Source organism: Cupriavidus sp. 8B (assembly GCF_054589115.1).
Window position 1 is genome coordinate 11,840 of sequence record NZ_BAAILO010000100.1, and the last position, 21,151, is coordinate 32,990.

Consider the following 21,151-nt stretch of genomic DNA (forward strand, 5'->3'; position numbering starts at 1 on the left):
CCAAGGAACCCTTGCCATGCGCCTGCTGCTGGTGGAAGACGACCCGATGATCGGTGAAAGCGTGGAGGAAGGCCTGCGGGCCGAAGGCTACGCGGTCGACTGGGTCAGGGATGGCCGCCTCGCCGATGCTGCGCTGGCCGCCAATGCGCCAGGCACCTACGATGCCGTGCTGCTCGACCTTGGCCTGCCCGGCCGCTCCGGCGAGGAGGTGCTGCGGCAACTGCGCGCCCGCGGGCTGGCGCTGCCGGTGCTGATCCTGACCGCGCGCGACGCCACCGCCGACCGCGTGCGCGGCCTGGACGCCGGCGCCGACGACTACCTGGTCAAGCCGTTCGACCTGGACGAGTTGTTCGCGCGCATCCGGGCCCTGCTGCGCCGTAGCGCCGGGCGCGTCAGCACCGAGCTGGCGCATGGCCCGGTGCGCCTGGACCCCGCCACGCGCGAGGTGCGCTGCGCCGGCGAGATCGTTGCGCTGTCGATGCGCGAGTTCATGGTGCTGCAAGCCTTGATGGAGCAGCCCGGCCACGTTGTGACCCACGAGCGCCTGCGCGAGGCGGTCTACAACATGAACGAGGAAATCAGCAGCAATACGGTGGAAGTCCATATCCACGCGCTGCGCAAGAAGCTTGGCGCCGACTTCATCCGCAATGTGCGCGGTGTCGGCTACAAGCTGGGCGGCCCGGCATGAGGACGATCCGCGCCCAGTTGCTGGCCGGCCTGCTCGGGGCCATGCTCGCGTGCGCCCTGGTGGCGGGCGCCGCCGCTTATTTCAAGGTGCGGCGCGAAGCTAACGAGGTCTTCGATGCGCAACTGCAGCAAGCGGCGCGCATGCTGCCACCCCATCTGGAGCGCGACGCCACGCCGCCGCTGGGCGGTAGCGAACTTGACGAAGAGATCGTGGTGCAAGCCTGGGATGTGCAGGGTCGCCAGATCTACGCCTCGCATCCGGTCAAGCTGCCGCGCGCGGACCTGCCGGGCTTTCATGACCTGCAAGTGAGCGGCAGCGAATGGCGCATCTACGGCGTGCTCACCGGGGATCGCTATGTGCAGGCTGCGCAATCGGTGGTGTTTCGCCGCAAGCTGGCGGCCTCGCTGTCGCTTGGCGCGCTGCTGCCCATCCTAGCGCTGGTGCCGGTGCTTGGCTTGTTGATCCACCTGGTGGTCAGGCGCTCGCTGCGCCCGGTGGAGGAGATCGCGCACGCGGTCGGCAGCCGCTCGGCGGACACCCTCGCGCCGCTGCACGCGCACGGCTGGCCGCCGGAGCTGGTGCCGGTGGTGGAAGCCCTCAATGCCCTGCTGGCCCGCCTGCAGCAATCCATGGACACCCAGCGCGCCTTTGTCGCCGACGCCGCGCACGAACTGCGCACGCCGCTCACCGCGCTCAAGCTGCAACTGCAACTGGCCCTGCGTGCCGACAGCGAAGACAAGCAGAAACTGGCACTCGCCAAGCTGGGCGAGCGCCTGGACCGCACCACCCACCTGGTGGCGCAGTTGCTGACGCTGGCACGCAGCGAGGACGGCGCCCCTGCCACCCAGGCCCCGCTCGCCGAAGTGCGCTTGCACGATGTGGCGGTGCAGGTGGTGCGCGAGTTGCTGCCCATGGCGGAAGCCAAGGATGTGGACCTGGGCCTGGACGCGAGCGCGCCCGAATGCCGGGTGCGCGGCGTGGCCGGCGATCTCTTCATCCTGCTGCGCAACCTGGCTGACAACGCGATCCGCTACACCAGCCCCGGCGGCCGGGTCGACCTGCGTATCGAATGGCGCAACGGCGCGCCGATGCTGGGCGTGAGCGACACCGGCCCAGGCATCGCGCCGGCCGAGCGCGACAATGTGTTCCATCGCTTTCACCGCGGCGACGCCAGCGACGCGCATGGCAGCGGACTGGGCCTGGCGATCGTGCAGAGCATTGCCGCGCGCCATGGCGCCACGGTGCTGCTGGAGGACGGACCCGGGGGCCGCGGGCTTACGGTGGCCGTGGTGTTCCCGCCCGAGGGCGGCGCATGAGCAAGCCTGCCCGCATGGCCGCCTGCCTGCCCCTGCTGCTGGCGGCCGGCTGCACGCTCTATCGCCCGCAGCCCCTGCCCACGGCCACGGACTTTGCCGCGGACCCGGCGCATGTGCAGGTCGACGCCGCCAGCATGTCGTTGCCCGCACTGGCCGCGCACCGCTTCGATCCCGCCAACGGGCTTGATATCACCGACGTGGCCATGCTGGCTGTGGTGAACAATCCCGATCTCAAGATTGCCCGCGCCGGGGCGCATGTGTCGCAGGCGCAGGCCTTCGCCGCCCGGCTGCTGCCCGACCCGCAGTTCAACCTGACGCGCGACTTCCCCGTCATCGGCGGCCCCGGCACGTCCACCGCGTTCAACGCCGCGCTTAGCTATGCGGTGAGCAGCCTGCTCACCTATGGCAGCACGCGCGACGCTGCCCGCGCCGAAGCGCAACAGGCCGATCTCAACCTGCTGTGGCAGGAGTGGCAGGTGGTGGCGCAGGCGCGTATCTTGTTCGTCCGCCTCGACGCCGCCGCCCGGCGCATGGCGCTGCTGGCGCGCACGCGCGCGGTGCTGGCCGAGCGCTACCAGCGCACCAGCACCGCGCTGGACCGTGGCCTGCTCACGCTGGATGTGGTCACGCCCAACCTGAGCGCGCTGCAGGATGTCGACAAGCAGATCCACGACCTGGAGCGCCAGGTCAACCAGGCTCGGCACGATCTCAACCAATTGCTCGGCATCGCCCCCACCACGGAGCTAGCGCTCAAGGACGGCATGGCGCCGGCGGCGCTCGATGCTGCGGCGGTACGCGCGCTGCTGCCCGCGCTGCCGCGCCGCCGCCCGGACCTGCTTGCGCTGCAAGCCGGCTACGCCGCGCAGGACGCGCGCTACCGCGCCGCCATCCTGGGCCAGTTTCCCAGCCTCAATGTGGGCGTGCAGCGCACCCGCGACACCAGCAATACGTATACCCGCGGCTTTGGCATCACCATGAGCCTGCCCATCTTCAACGGCAACCGGGGCGAAGTGGCGATCCAGCAAGCCACCCGCGACAAGCTGCGCACGGAGTACCAGCAGCGCCTGAATGCCAGCAACGCCGAGATCGAGCGCCTGCTGGCAGAGCAGCAGATCAACCAGCGCCAGCTGGCCGAGACCAGCGCCGCGCTGGCGGGCCTGCGCCAGGCCAGCGAGCGCATGCGCGCCGCATTTGCCGCCCGCAACATCGACGCGCTGGCGCTGGCCACGCTGGAGCTGAGCGTGCTGGCCAAGGAAGTCGAGCGGGTCGACCTGGAGCAAGCCATGCGCGAACAGCAGATCGGCCTGCAAGCCCTGCTCGGTGGCGATCCGCCCGGCGCGCCGCCGGCCTGAGTCCCACGCAATACCTTAATGCGCCGCTTCGGCCGCCCTTCGTCATGCCCCCTTTGAGAAAACCCTTGATCCTGTGCGGCGCCCTCGCGCTGGCCGCCGCGGCCGGCTGGGCCTGGCTGCGCCCGGCAGCACCGCCTCCCAAGGACGGCGCCGAGGTGGTCGCCAGCGTGTCGACCGTGGCCGCCCGCAGCGCAACCCTGCCACTCATCATGACCGTCTTCGGGGAGATCTCGCCCGGGCGCGAGCAGAGCATCAGCTTTCCCCGCGCCGGCCAGGTGCAGCGCCTGCCCGTGCTGCCGGGGCAGCGCGTGGCCAAGGGCGAGCCGCTGGCCACACTGGTCAGCGATCCCATGGCCGAGGCGGCCTATCGCCAGGCGCTGGCGGCCCTGACGCTGGCCGAGGGAGAAGCCCAACGCACGGGCGAGCTGTTCGCGCTGCAACTGGCCACCGCCGGCCAGGTCCAGACGGCCAGCAAGGCCGTGGCAGACGCGCGAGCCAATGCCGAGGCGCAGCGCAAGCTGGGCGGCGATGTGGCCAGCGCGGTGGTGGCCGCGCCCTTCGATGGCGTGGTGGTGGCGGTCAACGTGGCCCAGGGCGAGCGCGTGCAGCCCGGCACGGCGCTGGTCCGGCTCGGACGCATCGATAGCCTGCGCGTGGTGCTTGGCATCGAGCCGGCGGAGCGCATGCGCGTGCATCCCGGCGATGCCGTTACGCTGTCGCCGCTGCAGGCGCCCGCCACCACCGCGCAGGGCAGCATCGGCGAACTGCAGGACCTGATCAATCCCAAGACCCAGTTGATCGATGCCGTGGTCACGCTGCCCGCGCGTGCCGCGGTGGATTTCGTGCCCGGCATGCGAGTGCGCGCGGAGATCCGCACCGGCGAGCAAGCGGGCTGGGTGGTGCCCAGGCTGGCGGTGCTCAACGATGCGGCCGGCGCCTATCTCTACCAGGTGCGGCAAGGCAAGGCCCGCCGGGTAGCGGTGCGCGTGCTGGCCGAACAGGACCAGTCGCTGAGCGTGAACGGCCCGCTGGACGCCGCGCTGCCGGTGGTGAGCCGTGGCAACTATGAGCTGGCCGATGGCATGAAAATACGCCTGGCGGCCGCGGAGCCGGCACGATGAGCACCGCGCGCTGGGTCCACGGCCATCGCCGCTCCATCCTCTTCCTGGTGGCGCTGCTCGCCATTGCCGGCCTGGTCTCGGCCTTGCGCCTGCCGGTCTCGCTGTTCCCGACGGTGGAATTTCCGCGCGTGGCGCTCTCGCTCGACGCCGGCGACCGCCCCGCCAGCCAGATGGAGCTGGAGGTGACGCGGCCGGTGGAAGAAGCGGTGCGCCGCATTCCGGGGGTGGCCAACGTGCGCTCGCGCACCAGCCGCGGCAGCGCCGAGGTCTCGGTCAATTTTGCCTGGGGCACGGACATGGCGGCCGCCACGCTGCAGGTCAGCGCGGCGGTGGGCCAGATCCTGCCGCAGTTGCCGGCCGGCACGCGCCTGACCACGCGGCGCATGGACCCGACCGTGTTCCCGATCATCGCCTATAGCCTGACCGCGAGCGGGACCTCGCTCACCGCGCTGCGGGACCTGGCCGAGTACCAGTTGCGGCCCCTGCTGACCGGCGTGGCGGGCGTGGCAAGCGTGCAGGTGTCCGGCGGCGCCGTGGAGGAAACCCGCGTCAGTGTCGATCCGCGCCGGCTGCAGGCCTATGGCCTGTCGATGGACGACGTGGGCCGGGCGCTGAGCGCGGCCAATGTGATCAGCGCGGTGGGCCGCCTGGAGGACCACTACAAGCTCTACCTGGTGGTCTCGGACACGCGCTTCAAGGATCTCGACGCCATTCGCCAGACAGTGCTCGCCTCCGGCACCAACGGTCTGGTGCGGCTGGACGACGTAGCCACTGTCGAGCACTCGACCCGGCCGGAGTGGCTGCGCGTCACCGCCGACGGCAAGGACGCGGTGGTGCTGGCGGTATTCCAGCAGCCCGGCAGCAACAGCGTGCAGATCGCGCGGGACATCCGTGCCGCGCTCGATGGCTACGCCGCGCAGTTGCCGCGCGACGTCAAGCTGTCGAACTGGTACGACCAGAGCCAGCTGGTGACCGCATCGGCCACCAGCGTGCGCGATGCCATCCTGATCGGGGTGGCGCTGGCAGCCGTGGTGCTGATGCTGTTCCTGCACAGCTTGCGCATCACCGTGATCGCCGTGCTGGTGGTGCCGGCGGTTCTGGCCACCACGGTGGTGGTGCTGCAATTGTTCGGCATGAGCTTCAACATCATGACGCTGGGCGGCATGGCGGCCGCGGTGGGCCTGATCATCGACGATGCCATCGTCATGATCGAGCATATCGAGCGGCGCCTGGCTGCCGCTACCGGCGGCCATGAGGACACGCCCCGCCGGGTAATGCTGGCGGCCATCGAGTTCTTCCGCCCGCTGGCCGGCTCCAGCGCCGCCACCCTGATCGTGTTTGCCCCGTTGGCCCTGCTGACCGGCGTCACCGGCGCCTTCTTCAAGGCGCTGTCCATCACCATGGCCTCCGGCCTGGCGATCTCGTTCCTGCTGACCTGGCTGGCGGTGCCGCTGCTGGCGCAATACCTGCTGCGCGGACACCGCCCGGCGGCTGCGTCCGGCAGGTTCACCGCCTGGTGCCACCGCCGCTACGGGCTCTGGCTGGCGCGCGCGCTGGCGCGGCCGTGGCAGGTATTCACCGCGATGTCCGTGCTGCTGGCAGCCGGCGCGATCGCGTTCCAGCATGTGGGCTCGGGCTTCATGCCGGCCATGGACGAAGGCGGCTTTGTGCTGGATTACCGCTCCCCGCCAGGCACGGCGCTGTCGGAGACCGACCGGCTGCTGCGCCAGGTGGAGGGCATCCTCGCAGCCACGCCCGAGGTCGAGACCTATTCGCGGCGCACCGGCACCGGCCTGGGCGGCGGACTGTCGGAAACCAACCAGGGTGACTTCTTTATCCGGCTCAAGAACGGGCCGCGCCGCCCGGTCGACCAGGTCATGCAGGACATCCGCGCACGCATCGAGCACGAGGTGCCGGGCCTGAGCGTGGAACTGGCGCAGTTGATGGAAGACCTGATCGGCGACCTGACCGCGGTGCCGCAGCCGGTGGAGATCAAGCTGTTCGCCCAGGACGCCGCCACGCTGCCGGCGCTGGCCGACCGGGTCGCCGCCAGCATCGGCAAGATCAACGGCATCGTCGACGTGAAGAACGGCATCAATCCCGCCGGCGACGCCATCAATGTGCGGGTCGACCGGGTCAAGGCCGCCGTGGAAGGACTGGACCCGGACGCCATCACGCGGGCGCTGCAGACCTACCTGGCGGGCACGGTCACCACCTCGGTGGCGCAAGGGCCCAAGATGGTCGACGTGCGGCTCTGGACCCCGCCCGGGCTGCGCGCCACCGACGCCAGCCTGGGCGAGCTGCCGCTGCGTGCGCCGGACGGCCACCTGGTGCCGCTGCGGCGGGTAGCCACGCCGGAGCCGGTCAGCGGCCAGGCCCAGATCACGCGCGAAAACCTCAAGCAGATGGTGGCGGTGACCGCGCGCATCGAAGGCCGCGACCTGGGCTCGGTGATCGCCGACGTCAAGGCAGCGCTGGCACGGCCGGGCGCGCTGCCGCGCGGCAGCTACTACGCGCTGGGCGGCCTCTACGAGCAGCAGCAGATCGCCTTCCACGGGCTGATGATGGTGTTCGCCGCGGCCGCCGCGCTGGTCTACCTGCTGTTACTCTTCCTGTACGAGAGTTTTCGGCTGGCGAGCGCCATCCTGTGCGTGTCGCTGCTGTCGGTGTCCGCGGTCTTCATCGGCCTGTGGGTCACCGGCACCGAGCTGAACATTTCCGCCATGATGGGCATGACCATGATCATCGGCATCGTCACCGAGGTGGCGATCTTCTATTTCTCGGAGCAGCGGGCGCTGGCCGGCGACGGCGCGCCCACGCGCGAGGGCCTGGCGCACAGCCTGGTGGAAGCCGGCAAGCAACGCATGCGGCCGATCGCCATGACCACGCTCGCCGCCATCCTCACCCTGCTGCCGCTGGCCCTGGCGCTGGGCCAGGGTTCCGAGATGCAGCAGCCGCTGGCCATCGCCATCATCGCGGGCCTGCTCGTGCAGTTGCCGCTCGTGCTGCTGCTGATGCCGGTGCTGTATGCGCTGATGCACCGCAAGGCCGCGCGCGCCTGAGGCCCAGATCCATGTCACACCAGTCCGGAGTTCCGATGCATCCCCAATCCGACTCTCGCTCCCCTGCGTTCTTCGCCCGGCGGGTGGCCGGCCTGCCCACGGCCCTGTGGCTGCTCGCCGGGCTGCTGATCCTGCTGCTGTGGTTCGGCACGCTCGATTTCCGGCACCTGCTCAGCTCCGATGAAGGCCGCTACGCCGAGATCTCGCGCGAGATGTTCGCCAGCGGCGACTGGGTGACGATCCGCTACAACGCGCTCAAGTACTTCGAGAAGCCGCCTTTCCATATGTGGGTGACGGCGCTGTCGTACACCCTGTTCGACGTGGGCGACTGGCAGGCGCGGCTGAGCGTGGCGCTGTTCGGCATGGTCGGGCTCATCGCGTCGATGTTCGCGGCCACCCGTTGGTACGGCATCCGCGCCGGCCTGCTGACCGGCCTGGTCCTGGTGGCCGCGCCGATGTGGAGCGTGGCTTCGCACTTCAACTCCGTGGACATGACGCTGTCCGGCGCCATGGCCTGCGTGCTGGCCTTCATGCTGGTGGCGCAGCATCCTGCTGCCACGCCGGCGGCCCGGCGCTACTGGATGTGGGCCTGCTGGGTGGCCATGGGCGTGGCGATCCTGACCAAGGGGCTGGTGGGCATTGCCCTGCCCGGCCTCGTGCTGGTCATCTACACCCTGATCTCCCGGGATTTCGGCCTGTGGCGCCGCCTGCACCTGATCACCGGCATCGCGCTGATGCTGATCGTCACGGTGCCCTGGTTCTGGCTGGTGTCGGCGCGCAACCCGGAATTCCCGAATTTTTTCTTTATCCACGAGCACTGGCAGCGCTACACCTCGACGGTGCACTCGCGGGGCGGTCCGGTCTGGTACTTCGTGCCGTTGCTGGTGGCGGGCTTCGTCCCCTGGCTGGGGCTGGCGCCGCGCATGTGGGAGGTGGTCCGCGAGGATGGCGCCGCGGCGCGCGTGGCGGCGGTGCGGCCGTTCCGGCCGGCGCTGTTGCTGGCCGTGTGGGCCGTTGCGATCTTTGTTTTCTTCAGCCTGTCCGGCTCCAAGCTGCCCGGCTATATCGTGCCGATCTTCCCGGCGCTGGGCATGCTGGCAGCCATGGCGCTAGAGCGCATCGACGAGCGGGGCTGGCGCCGGCAACTCAACGCCATGCTGGTGATCATGGCGATCGGCTTGCTGGCCAGCCCGGTGGTGGCCACGCTGCATTCCAACCATACCGCGACCGCAGACTACCGCCGCTACGCGGTCTGGGTGGCCACTGCGTTTGTCGTTATGCTGACGGGCCTGTGGCTGGCGCGCCGGCTGCTGCGCACCCACGGCCTGATGCCGAGCATCCTGGTCTACACGCTAGCGCTGTTCACGGGCTTTACCACCGCGCTGCTCGGACACGAATCGATCGGCGGCGCGGCCTCGGGCGCCAGCCTGGTGCCGGCCATCCGGGCGGTGCTCAAGGACGACATGCCGATCTATGGCGTGCGCACGCTGGACCATACCCTGCCGTTCTACCTGCGCCATACCACCGTGATGGTGGAGCACCCCGACGAGCTGGAGTTCGGCACCCAGCAGGAGCCGCAGAAATGGCTGCCTACGCTCGACAGCTTTATCGCGCGCTGGCGCGAGGGGCCGCCGGCGCTGGCGATCATGTCCGCCGATACCTATCGCGAGCTGACCACGCGGCAGGTGCCGATGCACCTGGTTGCGCAAGACCAGCGGCGTATCGTGGTGGCCAATTTTCCGGTGCCGCCTTCGCCTGGCCGCTGAGCGCGACTCAGGCGTATTCAGAACATCACGCCATCCAGCTTCTCATGGTGGCTGGCGCACAAATAGTAACGATTATCATTTATAATCCGCACCCAACCCTTCCCTTGTTCCAGACCCCTTCTCACGCGCGGTGCCCTCCGATCCCGATAACCAGAATCTGCTCGCAACCCTGGTCCGGCATTACGAGGACCTTGTTGAGCACGTGCGGCGCCGTTTCTCCGGCCGCAGCTTCGCGCGCGACGTAGTGCACGACCTGTGCGTGCAACTGCTGGAGCGCCCTGCGCGCGAAACGGCCCGCCAGCCGCTGGCGTTTCTGCGGCGCGCCTCGCTCTACCGCGCCATCGACCGCCAGCGCGCCGAGTCCAGCTATGCGAATATCGTGGTCTCGGTTGATGAACTGCCCGAGCTGCCAGGTCACGAGGGCGATGGCGCGCAGCAGCTCCACCTTGCGCAGCAGATCCAGGCGCTGCGCAAGGCCATCGAATCCCTGCCGACACGCTGCCGCCAGGTCTTCCTGCTGCACCGCCTGCACGACATGACGCAAGAAGAGGTAGCCAGCGCGCTCGGCATCACGCGCAATATGGTGGCCCGCCACATGGCGCGCGCCATGCAGACGCTCAGGCCGGCACTGGACCTGCCCGTGATGGCCCCCGCGCTGCCTGCGGCGCGGCCAATGCCCGCCGCGATACCACCCAATGCCACCGTGAGGCCGCCAGATGGACAAGCCGCCTAGCACCGCACGCAAGATGCCGCCCTCGCCCGCCGATCCGCTGGCGCCGTTCAAGGACGAACTGTGCCCGTACTTCCCCAGCAAGGATGCCCTGCTGAAGGAGGCCCGCGCGTACCGCCGGGGGCGATCGCGCACGATCAAGGCAGTGGCCGCACTGGCCCTGGCCTTCAGCGCGCTATGGCTTGCCGATCCGGCCTGGCAGACCGAGCACCTGGCCACGCGCATTGGCGAGCGCAGCGAATGGACACTGCGCGACGGCACCCGCATCCAGCTCAACACCGCCTCGGCGCTCGTCGTCGAGAACCACTTGCGCAGCCGCCGCCTGCGGCTGGAGCAAGGCGAAGCCATGTTTACCGTTGCGCATGGGTGGCGCAGTTTCGTGGTGACGGCGGCCGGTGCCCAGATCCGCGATATCGGCACCGTGTTCAATGTACGCAGAGATGGCGCCACGGTAAGCGTGGCGGTGGTGCAAGGCGCGGTTGAGGTGTCGCCGCGAGCGGGCAACCGGGGTACGCTGCTGGCCGGCGGCCAGGCCATGTCCGTCAGCGCTGGACAGCTCGGCGTGCCGGCCGGCTTCGGGGCGGACATCGTGGCCTGGGCCGACGGCAAGCTGGTGCTGGATGGCACGCCGCTGCGCCAGGTGGTGGCCGAGATGCAGCGCTACCGCCGCGCGCCGATCCGCTTGCGCGACGACCGTGCCGGCAACCTGCGCCTCTCAGGCGAATACCGCATCAATGACATGGAATCCCTGGTCGATGCGCTGCCCGATATCCTGCCGATCAGCATGACCCGCGCAGCGGATGGCGCCATCGACATCAGCTCTCGCTGAGTTCAGGCCGGTGAAGATGCGGGGGCCGGCGCCATCAGGTCTTCGAGAAAATACGCTGAAAGCTGGTGGCGCCCTTCCAGTTCGGCCTTGGCGTACACATTGGCGGCATGCTGGCGCACCGTCTTGGCGCGGCTCTCGCGCAGCGCCGCGATCTCTTCCAGCGACAGCCCCTTGACCAGCAGCAGCGCCACATCTTTCTCCGCCGGGGTCAGCTTCCAGCTTTCGAACTGGTCCTGCATCAGTTGCAGGAAATTGCGCGTCAAGGCGCGGGCGGCGTCGTCACGTTCGGCCCTCGCGCGCTCGCCGGCGTGCGCCGCGTTGCGCAGCGCCACCAGGTCGCGCGCGGCGCGCTCCCGTTCCCGCACAAACACATAGAGGATCAACACGAAGACCAGCGTGGCGATGGCCTCCACCACCAGGTGGTAGTTGACGCCGCCGGTCAGGTGGATCTGACTCAGGTCCCAGACCTGGTAGGCCGGGAAGAAGGCGAGCAAAAATAAAAGCTTGGGCGACATTGGGATGGATTTCCGGGCATGCGGGCAACGAAAACCCGCTCGCGCTGACGGCGCGAGAACGAAATGTAACTGATTCTCGTTACCAGGAAAAGCCCAAACTTCGGTGGCGTCTCGGATCGGCCAAAAAAGCGCCTCTTTCGATACCTATCCGTACCGGGACATATGTCCCGCAGCCCTTCCGTAACACCCGCAAGGCCAATGCCCACGCGGCAAACAGCCCGCGCACACAGGGCAGATGTCCAGCCCGCGCGAACTTCCGTTGAATACAAGAATGATTCGCATTAACCTCCGCTGACTTCTGCTCCGAGGGCATTGCAGCCCGCTGCGAGCGGGCTTTCCACTCTCTGCATCCAGCCAACTTTTCCGCGAGTTTTTCTTTCATGTCACGTGATTCCCGTCCCGGCTTCGTCCCACGCCCCCACGCCATTGCGGCACTGGCTTCCGCGCTGATCGCCGGCCTGCCGCTCGCAGTGCGGGCGCAGGCCGCCCAGTCTTCGCAGTCGGAACAGACCCTGCCCCAGGTCACCACCTCTGCCGGCAAGGTGGCGCCCGGCAGCCTGCGCGACACGGTGACGACCGGCACCAAGACGGACACCCCCTTGCGCGACATCCCGGCCGCCATCACCGTCATTCCCGACAGCGTGCTGCGCGAGCAAGGCGCGGTGGACATGAACTACGCGCTGCAGAACTCCGCCGGGGTGCAGCCTCTGCTGGCCGGAGGCTACGGCTTTGCCAACAACTACACCATCCGCGGCCTGGGCATGCGCTTCCTGCGCGACGGCTACCTCGACGGCCCCACCCAGAACGGTTACTACCGCACCATGTACGACGTGGACCGGATCGAAGTGCTCAAGGGCCCCGGCTCGGCGTTGTACGGCTCCGGCCAGCCTGGTGGCACCGTCAACGTCGTCACCAAGGCGCCGCTCTCGAAGTTCGGCGCGGAGATCGGTGCGTTCGGCGGCAGCTTCGGCACCTGGGGCACGTATGTGGACGTGGGCGGGCCGGTCAGCTCGCAGCTCTCCACCCGGCTGATCGCCGATGTGGAAAAGAGCGACGGCTACCGCGGGCTGTCGCGCGACATCAAGGAGGTCTCGCCCTCGCTGAGCTGGGCGTATGACAACAACAAGACACTGACGCTGGATTACGACCACCGCGATATCCGCATCAAGCCAGACAACTACGGCATCGTGTTCAATGCCCAGGGCAACATCGCCTCGGCCCCGCGCGACTCGCGCTACTACAGCCCGTTCAACGACACCCGGCAAACCATCGACCGCGTCACGCTGAGCCACGACTGGCATATCGATCCCGCGCTCAGCATGCGCACCGCCTTCATCTACGACGAACGCGGCCTCAACATGACGCGCAATGCCGGCGGCAACGGCGGCAATGCCGCCAACCAGATGACCGGGCGCGCCGTGCGCACCCAGGTGGACGACAGCCAGTTCGCGCTGGTGCAAAACGAACTGGTCTGGAAAACCCGCACCGGCCCGGTCGATCACACCGTGCTGTTCGGCCTGGAATACGCCGACACGCGCATCGACACGGTCCGCACCGGCTACAACCTGCCCAACATCCTCAATATCAACGCGCCGGTGGTCCCGGAGACCACCCTCAGCGGCCTCGCGCCGGTGCCGGCGCAGGGCTTCAACCGCAAGCTCAAGCAGGAGGATTTTGGCGTCTACCTGCAGGACCAGCTGGCGCTTGGCGAGCAGTTCAAGCTGCGTGCGGCGGTGCGGACCGACCGCGTCAAGTTCAGCGACGTGGGCACGGCGGGTGGCGCCTTCCGCTCCATCGGCGATACGCAGAACCTGACATCCGGCTCGCTCGGCGCCGTCTGGCAGCCCCGTCAGTCGCTGTCCTTCTATGCCGGGGTTTCGACCAGCAAGTTCATCAACGTCTCTACCGAGCCCGCAGCCCTGAGCCCGCAGCCGGAGAGCGCGTTGCAAAAGGAAATCGGCGTCAAGGCGGACTTCCTGGACGGGCGCCTGCAGACCAACGTCGCCCTGTTCGAGACCGAGCGCAAGAACTACTACATCACGCTGCCCGGCGCGCTCAACCCCACCCCGGACGGCCGCGACCGCTCGCGCGGGCTTGAGCTGGAAGTCACCGCACGGCCTCTGGCCGGCTGGTCGGTGCTGGCGAACTTTGTGGTGCAGAACGTCAAGGTCGAATCCAATGCCCTGGCCTCGAATGCACCGATGGGCGTCGCCAACCGGAGCATCGCTGGCACGCGCCCGACCGGCGTGGCGCGCACCGGCGGACGCCTGTGGACCACCTACGACTTCCAGCAGATGGCACTGCACGGCTGGGGGGTCGGCCTCGGCCTGACCTATAAGGGCGATAGCTACGCCGACAGCCTGAACCTGTACCGCGTGCCGGCCTACGTGGTGCTTGACGCCGCGGTCTACTATCGTCAAAAGACCTGGGACTTGACGCTAAACCTGCGCAACCTGACCGACAAGACCTATTACATCTCGCCGACCTTCTCAGGCGCGCTCCCGGGCGACACCCGCAGCGCGATGCTGACCGCACGCTATCGTTTCCAGTAAGGACATCATGATGCAGACAACCTTGGCCCATAGCGCGCGCAGCACCCGCCGCCGCCCAGGCGCGATCGCACGCATCGCCCTGACGCTCGCCGGCATTGCCCTGGCGGCGCCTGCAGGCGCGCACTACCTGTGGCTGGAACCCGGCAAGCCCCTTGCGCATCTCTACTTCGGCGAGTTCGAGGAAGGCTTGCGCGAGCGCTCGCCGGGGCGTCTGGACGAGATGCCCGCGCCAGAAATCAGCGCCCCGGACGGCGCCGGCAAAACCGTCGCGCTCGATGCCACTCGTGGCCCGCAAGGCTTCAGCTTTGCCATGCCGGCCCAGCGCAAAGCCGTCGTGGCCAGCGAGGGCCGGTACGCCGTAAAAGACTGGACGCATGCGGGGCTCGGCGTGGTCAAGCCGATGTTCTATGCGCGCCTGCTGGGCGAGGCCAAGGCAGGCATGGCCGCGGTGCCGCCCGATACGATCCAGGCGCTCGATATCCTGCCGACGGGCAAGGCCGGGGAATTCCGCGTGGTGTTCCAGGGCGCGCCGCTCCCCGCGACCGACGTGCGGATCATCGCGCCGAATGCCTGGACCCGCGAAGTGGCGACCGATAGCCAGGGCCTGGTCAGTTTCAAGTTCCCGTGGCGGGGCCAGTACATCCTGCACGTCATCCACCTGGAGCGCACGGCAGGCACGTTCGAGGGTGCGCCCTACGCGGCCATCCGCCATCGCGCCACGGCCACCTTGACGACCTCCAGCGGCGCCCGGACCGAAACCCCCACGGCATGGCGCGCCTCCCCAGCGCACTGATGCGGCTTCGGCAAGGTGCAGGCAGAACGCGCGTGAAGTCGCTGCCCGCACGATGCTGAAGGTCACCCGGCGCGCCGGCGCCGCCCTCGCCCTTGCTCCCGGCGGCATGGCGCGCGCCGCCACGCAGGGATCCATCTGGGGAGAGGCCGGCAAAGCTGCCGCCCAAGAGATTGCGGCGAGCGGGCTTGCGGCTTCCATTGCCCGGATCTCGGTGTTGCTGGTGATGCGGCAGTTTCCGTCGCGGCACGCCACCGCCGAGCAGATCTGCCGGGAGATGCTGCTATCCCCGTACCGCACGCCGCTTTCGACGTTCAGGACGGCCATCTACGAGCTCACGGATTCTGGCCTGCTGTGGCGGCTATCCGTGCCCGCCAGCGACCATGCCCCGGCGCATTACTACGAGCTGGCCGACCGCCCCCCGCATGAGCACCTCTATTGCCTTCAATGCCACCGCATGGAAGAGGTGTGCGACGAGCCGCTGATGGCCTTGCAGCGCGCGCGGCTTGCGGCGCAGGGATTGCGTCCCGCCAACATACGCAGCGCGCTCATTGGCCGATGCAGGGATTGCGCCGGCCACAAGGCGCGGCAACAGGACTGAGATCAAACGCCAAAGCGCCGGAACGCATGCCCGGCAGGGTTCAGTCGCGGCCGGTTGCCTTGCGCCCCATGACCTGGTGGATCCAGAACAACGCACAGACAACGACGCCGCCGCCCCAGTGCAGCCACTCCGTCGCGTTGCGCAAGGCTTCGCCATTGAAGTAATAGAGGCCGAAGCCGGTTGCGACCAGTAATGCCACAATGCCGCCGAACAAGCCCCCGGCAAGGCGATTGTGGCGCCGCGTCCAGCAGTACCGGATGTGCACCGACCAGATGACGCCAAGCAGGAACGTGACATAGAACGCCGCTGCCCCGTGCACTCGCATGCTCCAGGCCTGCCACGGCGCGGTGGTTTCCGGCTCGAACGCAAGAAAATGCACAAGCAACCATGCCAGGCCGGTCAGCAGCAGCAACGCAAACGCCGCGTACAAGGCCCAGCGCCGCTGGCGACTGAGGCGCAAGGTCCGGTGCAACTGGCGAGAAGAGAGATAGGGATTCGACATCGGGCCGGAGTGACTGGTAATTCCTGGACACGGAACCGCAAAAGCGCTAGCCGCCTGAATGGCCATCGCGGTAGAGCAAGGTGCGGGCGCCATATCGGGCCAGCAGCGGATGTTCTGGCGCGCGGCACGCCAATACTACCTTGGTCAGGGCATCGGCAAACAGGCACGATGGCGCCAGCACGCTCGCGCCTGCGCCAGCGGCTAGCGCGTTTGGCAGGTGCGGGCTGTCGATGCGCGCAGGCGAGCCGGGTTCCGGCCACAGGCCGCCAACGCTGGAACTCGCAAGCGCCGCGTTGTCGAGCCGCCAGACCATCGCCGTGCAGGCTGGCGCACCCGGCTCGCGCAGCGCAACCGTAGCCGGGGCGGTGCCGGCATGGCGCATGTCGCCGCCCGCGTTGACCAGCGCGTAGTCGAGATCGAAACCGCCCAGGGCCTCGACCGCGCAGTCTACCGCGTAGCCCTTGGCAATGCCGCCCAGGTCGAGTTGCAGTGGCCTGTGCTTGCGCACCTTTGTGCCCTCGATGACCCACGCCCGGCCCCCCGCGGCGCGCGGCCTTGGCGTGCCGCGCTCGCAGTCGAACGCGCCGTCGCTCTCGGCCTGCAGCCGGGCCGCGACGGTGAGCACGGCCAGCGTGCGCGCATCCATCTCCACCGGCTGGTCCACCCCGGCCGCATTGAAGCGGCCGATGTCGCTAAAGCGGTCGTGGCAACTCATCAGCCGCTGGACCTGCGCGATCCGGGCAAACGCGGCGCGCACCGCCTGCGCGGCGTCGGCGCCGCGCGCCTGGATATCCACCAGCGTACCAAGCAGCGGGCGGGCGCGGCGGCATGCGCAGGCGGCAGCGTGGCTCACGATGGCGTCACTCCTTCAGCCCTTCACCAGCGCCATTTGCGCCATCACCACGATGCGCCGGATCCCGTCCGTGATATGCGTGCACGACAGCGTGGCGCCACTGATGTTGTCGATGTCGTCCCCGATGCGCAGCGGTGCCTGCGCGGACTTGCCGGTGAACTGGCTGCGCCAGGGCTTGTTGCGCACCTCGTAGCCGTGGCTCTCGCGATAGGCCAGGATCTCCACGTCGCGGATCTCGCCCGCCGGGCTCAGGGCAATGGCATAGTTGATCAGCTCGAACTTGCCGATCACGGCGTCGGCCACGACAAAGCCGAGCACATGGGTGCCCTGCCTGGCCTGCCAGATCCGCCATGCGCTCATGCGTGCCGGCCCGCCGGCACGCTCCGCCAGTTGCCGGAGCTGGTCCGGATTGAGCGCGACCACCATCGGCACGAACTCGGTGGCATCGGCGAACATGAGTTTCTGGCTATCGGCCACACTCATGTATTCCGCCGCGTGCACGTGGGTGACGACCAACCCGGCGCACGCGGTGGCCGCGGCGCAGACCAGGGCGGTAGGTACAGACCGGTAACGCATCGCATCCTCCTTGTTAGCGGCGGGTGCCGCGAGCAGGCGTTTAGAAATACACGCCCAGGCCAAGATCGACCCGCGTGAAATCGCGATTGATGCGGAAGCGCTGATAGTCGATCTTGAACACGACGTTCGGGTTCAGGTAAAAATTCAGGCCCGCCGTCCACACGATATCGTAGGGCTTGGGGAAGACTGCGCCCGTTGCCGTGACCGGCTGGCTCGGCGTGGCCGAGAAGCCCGGGGCAATGCCTTCGTACCTGGCGCCCATGTTGTAGCGCTCGAAACGCACGAACGGCACCGCACGATAGTTGCCGTGCTGCCACACGTTGTAGGCGGCCTGCAGGTACCACCCATAGAAGGAGGCAGGCATCGGGTTGGCCGTACCCGGGAACTGCGCGTTGACCTGGGCGGTATTGCTGATGCTGCCCTGCGCATAGAGGGCTGACAGGTCCCACTTGCCCGGGTTCCAGCGTGCGTGGGTCTCCCACAAGGTAGAGCGTTGACTGCCCGCGCCCGCCGCCGGGTTGGCATTGCCGGTAAATACCGAGCCGCCCAGCAACAGCGAGGACACGCCACGATAGTTCAGCGAGATGTATTGCGCAGCATTCTTTGCATTTGCCAGGGACATTTCCTGGTGGGTCGCCTGCATCGGCGCCACGCCGTTGATCTGCAGGTCAAGCGCCGAACTGTAGAGCGGCGTCTCCGGCGTGAAATTCCACTTGGATAGGTCCAGGCCGGTGGTCAGCCCGACATTCCAGTCGAGGCCGAAATCCGTATTGCCATGCAGGGCAAAGCCGCCCTCGCGCCAGGTGCTCGGGATGATCAGGGTCTCGATGAAGTTACGGTAGACGCCATAGTACGCAGTGGGCTCGTGGTGCTCGTTGATCAGGCCCACCGGCATCAGGAACACCCCGGCCGTCATGCCCACCTTGTTGGTGAACATGTGATCGATGTAGAACTGCTCGACCTCGAACTCGCCCCGGTCCGAGGAGGACGCGATGGCATGCTCGACCTCGAACTCGGAGGCGAACCGGGTCTTCTCGTCGAAGCGGTAACCGAAGCCGAACACTGCCCGCCCGATATCCGCGCGCGTGTCGTTGGTATTGCGGCTGGGCCGCGCGTAGTTGATCTCGCCGTAGCCGAACACGCTCAGGTTATCCAGCGGCGATGGCTTGGCGGCTACCTGCTGCAGGGTCTCCTGCGAGGCCTGCAACTGCGCCACCTGCGCGGTCTGGTCCGCCTGCTGCCTGGCCTGGGACTGTTGCTGCGTGGCCATGGTGGCGTTCTGGTCCTTCACGACCTTGAGCTCGGCCTTGAGGGCTTCGAGCTGGCTGGCCATGTCGTCGATCTTGCGCTCAAGCTGCTGCACCACGGCAGGGCTCACTGTCGCCGGCGCACCAAACGCAGGTGCCCCGACCGCGGCCAGCACGGCCGCGGCAATTGTGCTTCTCTTCATCTCACTCCCCCCTTTTCCTGATTATTTGCTTTGCGTGGTAGCTACAACGGGCCCGGCACGGGTGGCGGCAACGCTGGCGGCGGTCGACTGGCACTGCGCCGGAACTGGATAGGCCGACGGATTGGCGGGATCGAAGCCATCTGTCAGGGTGCACAGGAATCGCACCAGGTCGGCGATCTCGCTATTGGTCAGGTTCGGGGCCAGCGACGGGATGTAGGGCACCTCGGCCACGTTGACATTGGCGCCGTAGGCCGTTGGCAGGTCGTTGTAGGGAATATCGGGGGTGCCGTCGGCTTTGACGTACCAACGGGCGGGATCGGTATCGCGCGTGATGTACCACGTCACCGCCTCTTCCAGCGTGTTGAACACGCCGTTGTGGAAGTACGGCCCGGTCAGCGCGATATTGCGCAGGGTCGGTACCTTGAACGCACCGCACACGCTGGTGCGGCTGGAGAACGCGGTGCGCAGCGGGCCGCACAGCCCCAGGTCGAAGTAGTCGTGATTGGGCGCGCCCAGTGCCGTGCCGTTCTTGGGTACGTAGTCGAGGGTGTTGCCATCGATATTCGCGGCAATCTTCCAGTTGCGCGGGATGCCGACATTGTCATAGCTGAAGTCGGTAAACAGCGCTGGCGTGGTGGCCGTCGGCGTGGACACGTGACAAGCCGTGCAGTTGCCTTTGGCCGGGTTGTTGAACAGCGCCAGGCCATTGAGTTCCTGCGGGGCCAATGCCACGCTGCCCTTCAGGTAGGCGTCGTACTTGCTCGAGAAGGGATGGAAGGACGGGTCTTCCTTCTGGTATTGGGCAAGCGCCTGCCCGATATTGTGCAGCGTGGCTGTCGCATCCTTGACGGAATCCTGGCCGAAGACGGCCTTGAAGTCCGCCAGGTAAGGCCGCGTCAGCAGCTTCGCCAGCACCTCGTCGGCGGATGCATTGGCCATTTCGAATGGCGTCACGAACGGCTGCTCGCCCTGGTCGGCAAGCGACGCCGACCGCCCATCCCGGAAGAACCCGCCGACGGCCTTGCCGCCTGCCGGGAAACTGAATGCCGGCGTGAATTGCGTATAGACAAGCGACGGCGCATTGCGCAGGCCTGGCAGATCCATATTGGGCCCGCCCAGCGGCACGGCCAGCCCGTCATCCGCGGCATAAGCCCGGCTCTGCACATGGCAGGTGGCGCAGGATTGCTTGCCGGAGGCAGACAGTGCCGTATCGGAGAAGATCTTCTCGCCGACCTGCGCCATGGCCGACAGCGAGTTGGCGGCCGGCGTGGCGCTGGACGATGTCGAGCTGCTGTCGCTGCCGCCACCGCAACCCGCCAGCAGCGCAACCGCCAGCGCCGCGCCAGCCCAGGCGCGCACGGCTCCCTCCCCGCAGTGCCGCTCCCCGCGACCTGTTCTTGTTGTCATGTCCCTGTGGCTCTTTAAGCGCGATGCTTGCGCGATCGACGGGTCGCATCCGCCGCGAATCACGAATACGAACGATTTGTGTTATCGATTATATGGAAAGGAAAGCAAGCAGAGCTAGTAGCCTTTCGGGCTTCGTTGCGGCCCAAGCGAAAGTGTTGCACCGGCACAGCAGATGATGGAAAAAGCGGCCATTTTGATGTAGGCATGGCCGAATTTAGGGGCACTTGCAAACAACTCAAATGCATCTCGAATGTCTGCTGATGACAACAAGACAAAGGAAAGTCACGGTAGATGCACATCGATCACACGCGCCAGATGAGGGAGGTGCTGGCTTCGGCCCCGACCGCCCAGCCTCATTGATGGGCACCAACCACAATGAAAATCAAAGTAATACGCATTTGCAATATAGCCCGGCAATTTAATTAATATCTTGTCTTCCAAAATAATGAAATTATTATATTGATTGAATTCGCCAGTTTTAAATCAGCTAATTGGGAATCAATATCATGAAAGGCGACAAGAAGGTTCTTCAGCTTCTCAATGGCCAGCTGAAGCATGAATTAACTGCAATCAACCAGTACTTTTTGCACGCACGCATGTACAAGCACTGGGGCTTGAGCGCGCTCGGCAAGCACGAGTATGAAGAGTCGATTGAAGAAATGAAGCATGCAGACAAGCTCATTGAACGCATCCTCATGCTCGATGGGCTCCCAAACCTCCAGGACCTCGACAAACTGCTGCTTGGAGAAAACACCGAAGAGATGCTGGGTTGCGACCTGAAGCTTGAACTTGTTTCACAAGCCAGTTGCAAAGAAGCCATCAAGCACTTTGAGTCCGTCAGCGATTACGTGTCGCGGGAAATCATCGTCGGGATTCTGGATGACACGGAAGAGCACATCGACTGGCTCCAGACGCAGTTGGAGCTTGTCGCGAAAGTTGGCCTGCAAAACTACCTGCAGTCCGCCATGGGCGCTCCCGACTGATACCGGTTCGCCCGGTTTGGCCGGGCGCCGCCCGGCGCCCGGCCACCCTGATGCGCCC

Annotated in this window: 18 protein-coding genes; 12 read left to right on the forward strand and 6 right to left on the reverse strand. The window is 67.0% G+C overall.

Annotated elements, in window-relative coordinates:
* Positions 1 to 16: 16 nt before the first annotated feature.
* The 8 genes from ACYP5B_RS10500 to ACYP5B_RS10535 all read left to right on the forward strand — a co-directional run bounded on the left by ACYP5B_RS10500 (position 17) and on the right by ACYP5B_RS10535 (position 10,864).
* Entirely contained in the window at positions 17 to 688 is a 672-nt protein-coding gene (locus ACYP5B_RS10500; protein ID WP_318238452.1) for a response regulator transcription factor, read from the forward strand.
* A complete protein-coding gene (locus tag ACYP5B_RS10505; protein WP_400092073.1) occupies positions 685 to 2,004 on the forward strand; it encodes an ATP-binding protein in 1,320 nt (439 codons plus the stop codon). Before ACYP5B_RS10500 ends, ACYP5B_RS10505 begins: the two co-directional genes overlap by 4 nt.
* On the forward strand, positions 2,001 to 3,356 hold the full coding sequence (locus ACYP5B_RS10510) for a TolC family protein (protein ID WP_459569542.1): 1,356 nt from the start codon (positions 2,001 to 2,003) through the stop codon (positions 3,354 to 3,356). The genes ACYP5B_RS10505 and ACYP5B_RS10510 overlap by 4 nt, the downstream gene beginning before the upstream one ends.
* A gap of 65 nt (positions 3,357 to 3,421) precedes the next feature.
* Positions 3,422 to 4,477: an efflux RND transporter periplasmic adaptor subunit gene (locus ACYP5B_RS10515; protein WP_459569544.1), complete on the forward strand. Its 1,056-nt coding sequence runs from the start codon at positions 3,422 to 3,424 to the stop codon at positions 4,475 to 4,477.
* A complete protein-coding gene (locus tag ACYP5B_RS10520; protein ID WP_459569545.1) occupies positions 4,474 to 7,539 on the forward strand; it encodes an efflux RND transporter permease subunit in 3,066 nt (1,021 codons plus the stop codon). Before ACYP5B_RS10515 ends, ACYP5B_RS10520 begins: the two co-directional genes overlap by 4 nt.
* A 35-nt stretch (positions 7,540 to 7,574) precedes the next feature.
* Complete coding sequence (locus tag ACYP5B_RS10525; protein WP_459569546.1) at positions 7,575 to 9,305, forward strand: glycosyltransferase family 39 protein; 1,731 nt, start codon at positions 7,575 to 7,577, stop codon at positions 9,303 to 9,305.
* Positions 9,306 to 9,435: 130 nt separating this feature from the next.
* Complete coding sequence (locus ACYP5B_RS10530; protein WP_400092082.1) at positions 9,436 to 10,038, forward strand: sigma-70 family RNA polymerase sigma factor; 603 nt, start codon at positions 9,436 to 9,438, stop codon at positions 10,036 to 10,038.
* A complete protein-coding gene (locus ACYP5B_RS10535) occupies positions 10,022 to 10,864 on the forward strand; it encodes a FecR family protein (RefSeq protein ID WP_459569547.1) in 843 nt (280 codons plus the stop codon). The genes ACYP5B_RS10530 and ACYP5B_RS10535 overlap by 17 nt, the downstream gene beginning before the upstream one ends.
* A 2-nt stretch (positions 10,865 to 10,866) precedes the next feature.
* Here ACYP5B_RS10535 and ACYP5B_RS10540 read toward each other — a convergent pair whose 3' ends face one another.
* Positions 10,867 to 11,379, reverse strand: a complete 513-nt coding sequence (locus tag ACYP5B_RS10540) for a helix-turn-helix transcriptional regulator (protein ID WP_459569549.1) — start codon at positions 11,377 to 11,379, stop codon at positions 10,867 to 10,869.
* Positions 11,380 to 11,759: 380 nt separating this feature from the next.
* Here ACYP5B_RS10540 and ACYP5B_RS10545 point away from each other — a divergent pair, with 380 nt between their 5' ends.
* Genes ACYP5B_RS10545 through ACYP5B_RS10555 form a run of 3 tightly spaced genes read left to right on the forward strand, consistent with a single transcriptional unit; the run spans position 11,760 to position 15,322 of the window.
* Positions 11,760 to 13,931 (forward strand): TonB-dependent receptor, encoded by a 2,172-nt coding sequence (locus ACYP5B_RS10545; protein ID WP_459569550.1) that lies wholly within the window; start codon positions 11,760 to 11,762, stop codon positions 13,929 to 13,931.
* Positions 13,932 to 13,938: 7 nt separating this feature from the next.
* Positions 13,939 to 14,724, forward strand: a complete 786-nt coding sequence (locus ACYP5B_RS10550) for a DUF4198 domain-containing protein (protein ID WP_400092089.1) — start codon at positions 13,939 to 13,941, stop codon at positions 14,722 to 14,724.
* Positions 14,725 to 14,776: 52 nt separating this feature from the next.
* Entirely contained in the window at positions 14,777 to 15,322 is a 546-nt protein-coding gene (locus ACYP5B_RS10555) for a Fur family transcriptional regulator (protein WP_459569551.1), read from the forward strand.
* A gap of 40 nt (positions 15,323 to 15,362) precedes the next feature.
* On the opposite strand, the gene ACYP5B_RS10560 is transcribed toward ACYP5B_RS10555, so the two are convergent.
* The 5 genes from ACYP5B_RS10560 to ACYP5B_RS10580 form a co-directional block, all read right to left on the reverse strand.
* Complete coding sequence (locus ACYP5B_RS10560; RefSeq protein ID WP_318235369.1) at positions 15,363 to 15,734, reverse strand: hypothetical protein; 372 nt, start codon at positions 15,732 to 15,734, stop codon at positions 15,363 to 15,365.
* A gap of 136 nt (positions 15,735 to 15,870) precedes the next feature.
* On the reverse strand, positions 15,871 to 16,677 hold the full coding sequence (locus tag ACYP5B_RS10565; RefSeq protein ID WP_459569552.1) for an FAD:protein FMN transferase: 807 nt from the start codon (positions 16,675 to 16,677) through the stop codon (positions 15,871 to 15,873).
* Between the two features lie 15 nt (positions 16,678 to 16,692).
* Positions 16,693 to 17,253: an FMN-binding protein gene (locus tag ACYP5B_RS10570; RefSeq protein WP_400092096.1), complete on the reverse strand. Its 561-nt coding sequence runs from the start codon at positions 17,251 to 17,253 to the stop codon at positions 16,693 to 16,695.
* Between the two features lie 40 nt (positions 17,254 to 17,293).
* Positions 17,294 to 18,703 (reverse strand): porin, encoded by a 1,410-nt coding sequence (locus ACYP5B_RS10575; protein WP_459569553.1) that lies wholly within the window; start codon positions 18,701 to 18,703, stop codon positions 17,294 to 17,296.
* Between the two features lie 21 nt (positions 18,704 to 18,724).
* On the reverse strand, positions 18,725 to 20,110 hold the full coding sequence (locus ACYP5B_RS10580) for a cytochrome-c peroxidase (RefSeq protein WP_459569554.1): 1,386 nt from the start codon (positions 20,108 to 20,110) through the stop codon (positions 18,725 to 18,727).
* A gap of 506 nt (positions 20,111 to 20,616) precedes the next feature.
* On the opposite strand from ACYP5B_RS10580, the gene bfr reads away from it, so the two are divergent.
* Complete coding sequence (gene bfr / locus ACYP5B_RS10585; protein ID WP_318235365.1) at positions 20,617 to 21,093, forward strand: bacterioferritin; 477 nt, start codon at positions 20,617 to 20,619, stop codon at positions 21,091 to 21,093.
* Positions 21,094 to 21,151: the final 58 nt, after the last annotated feature.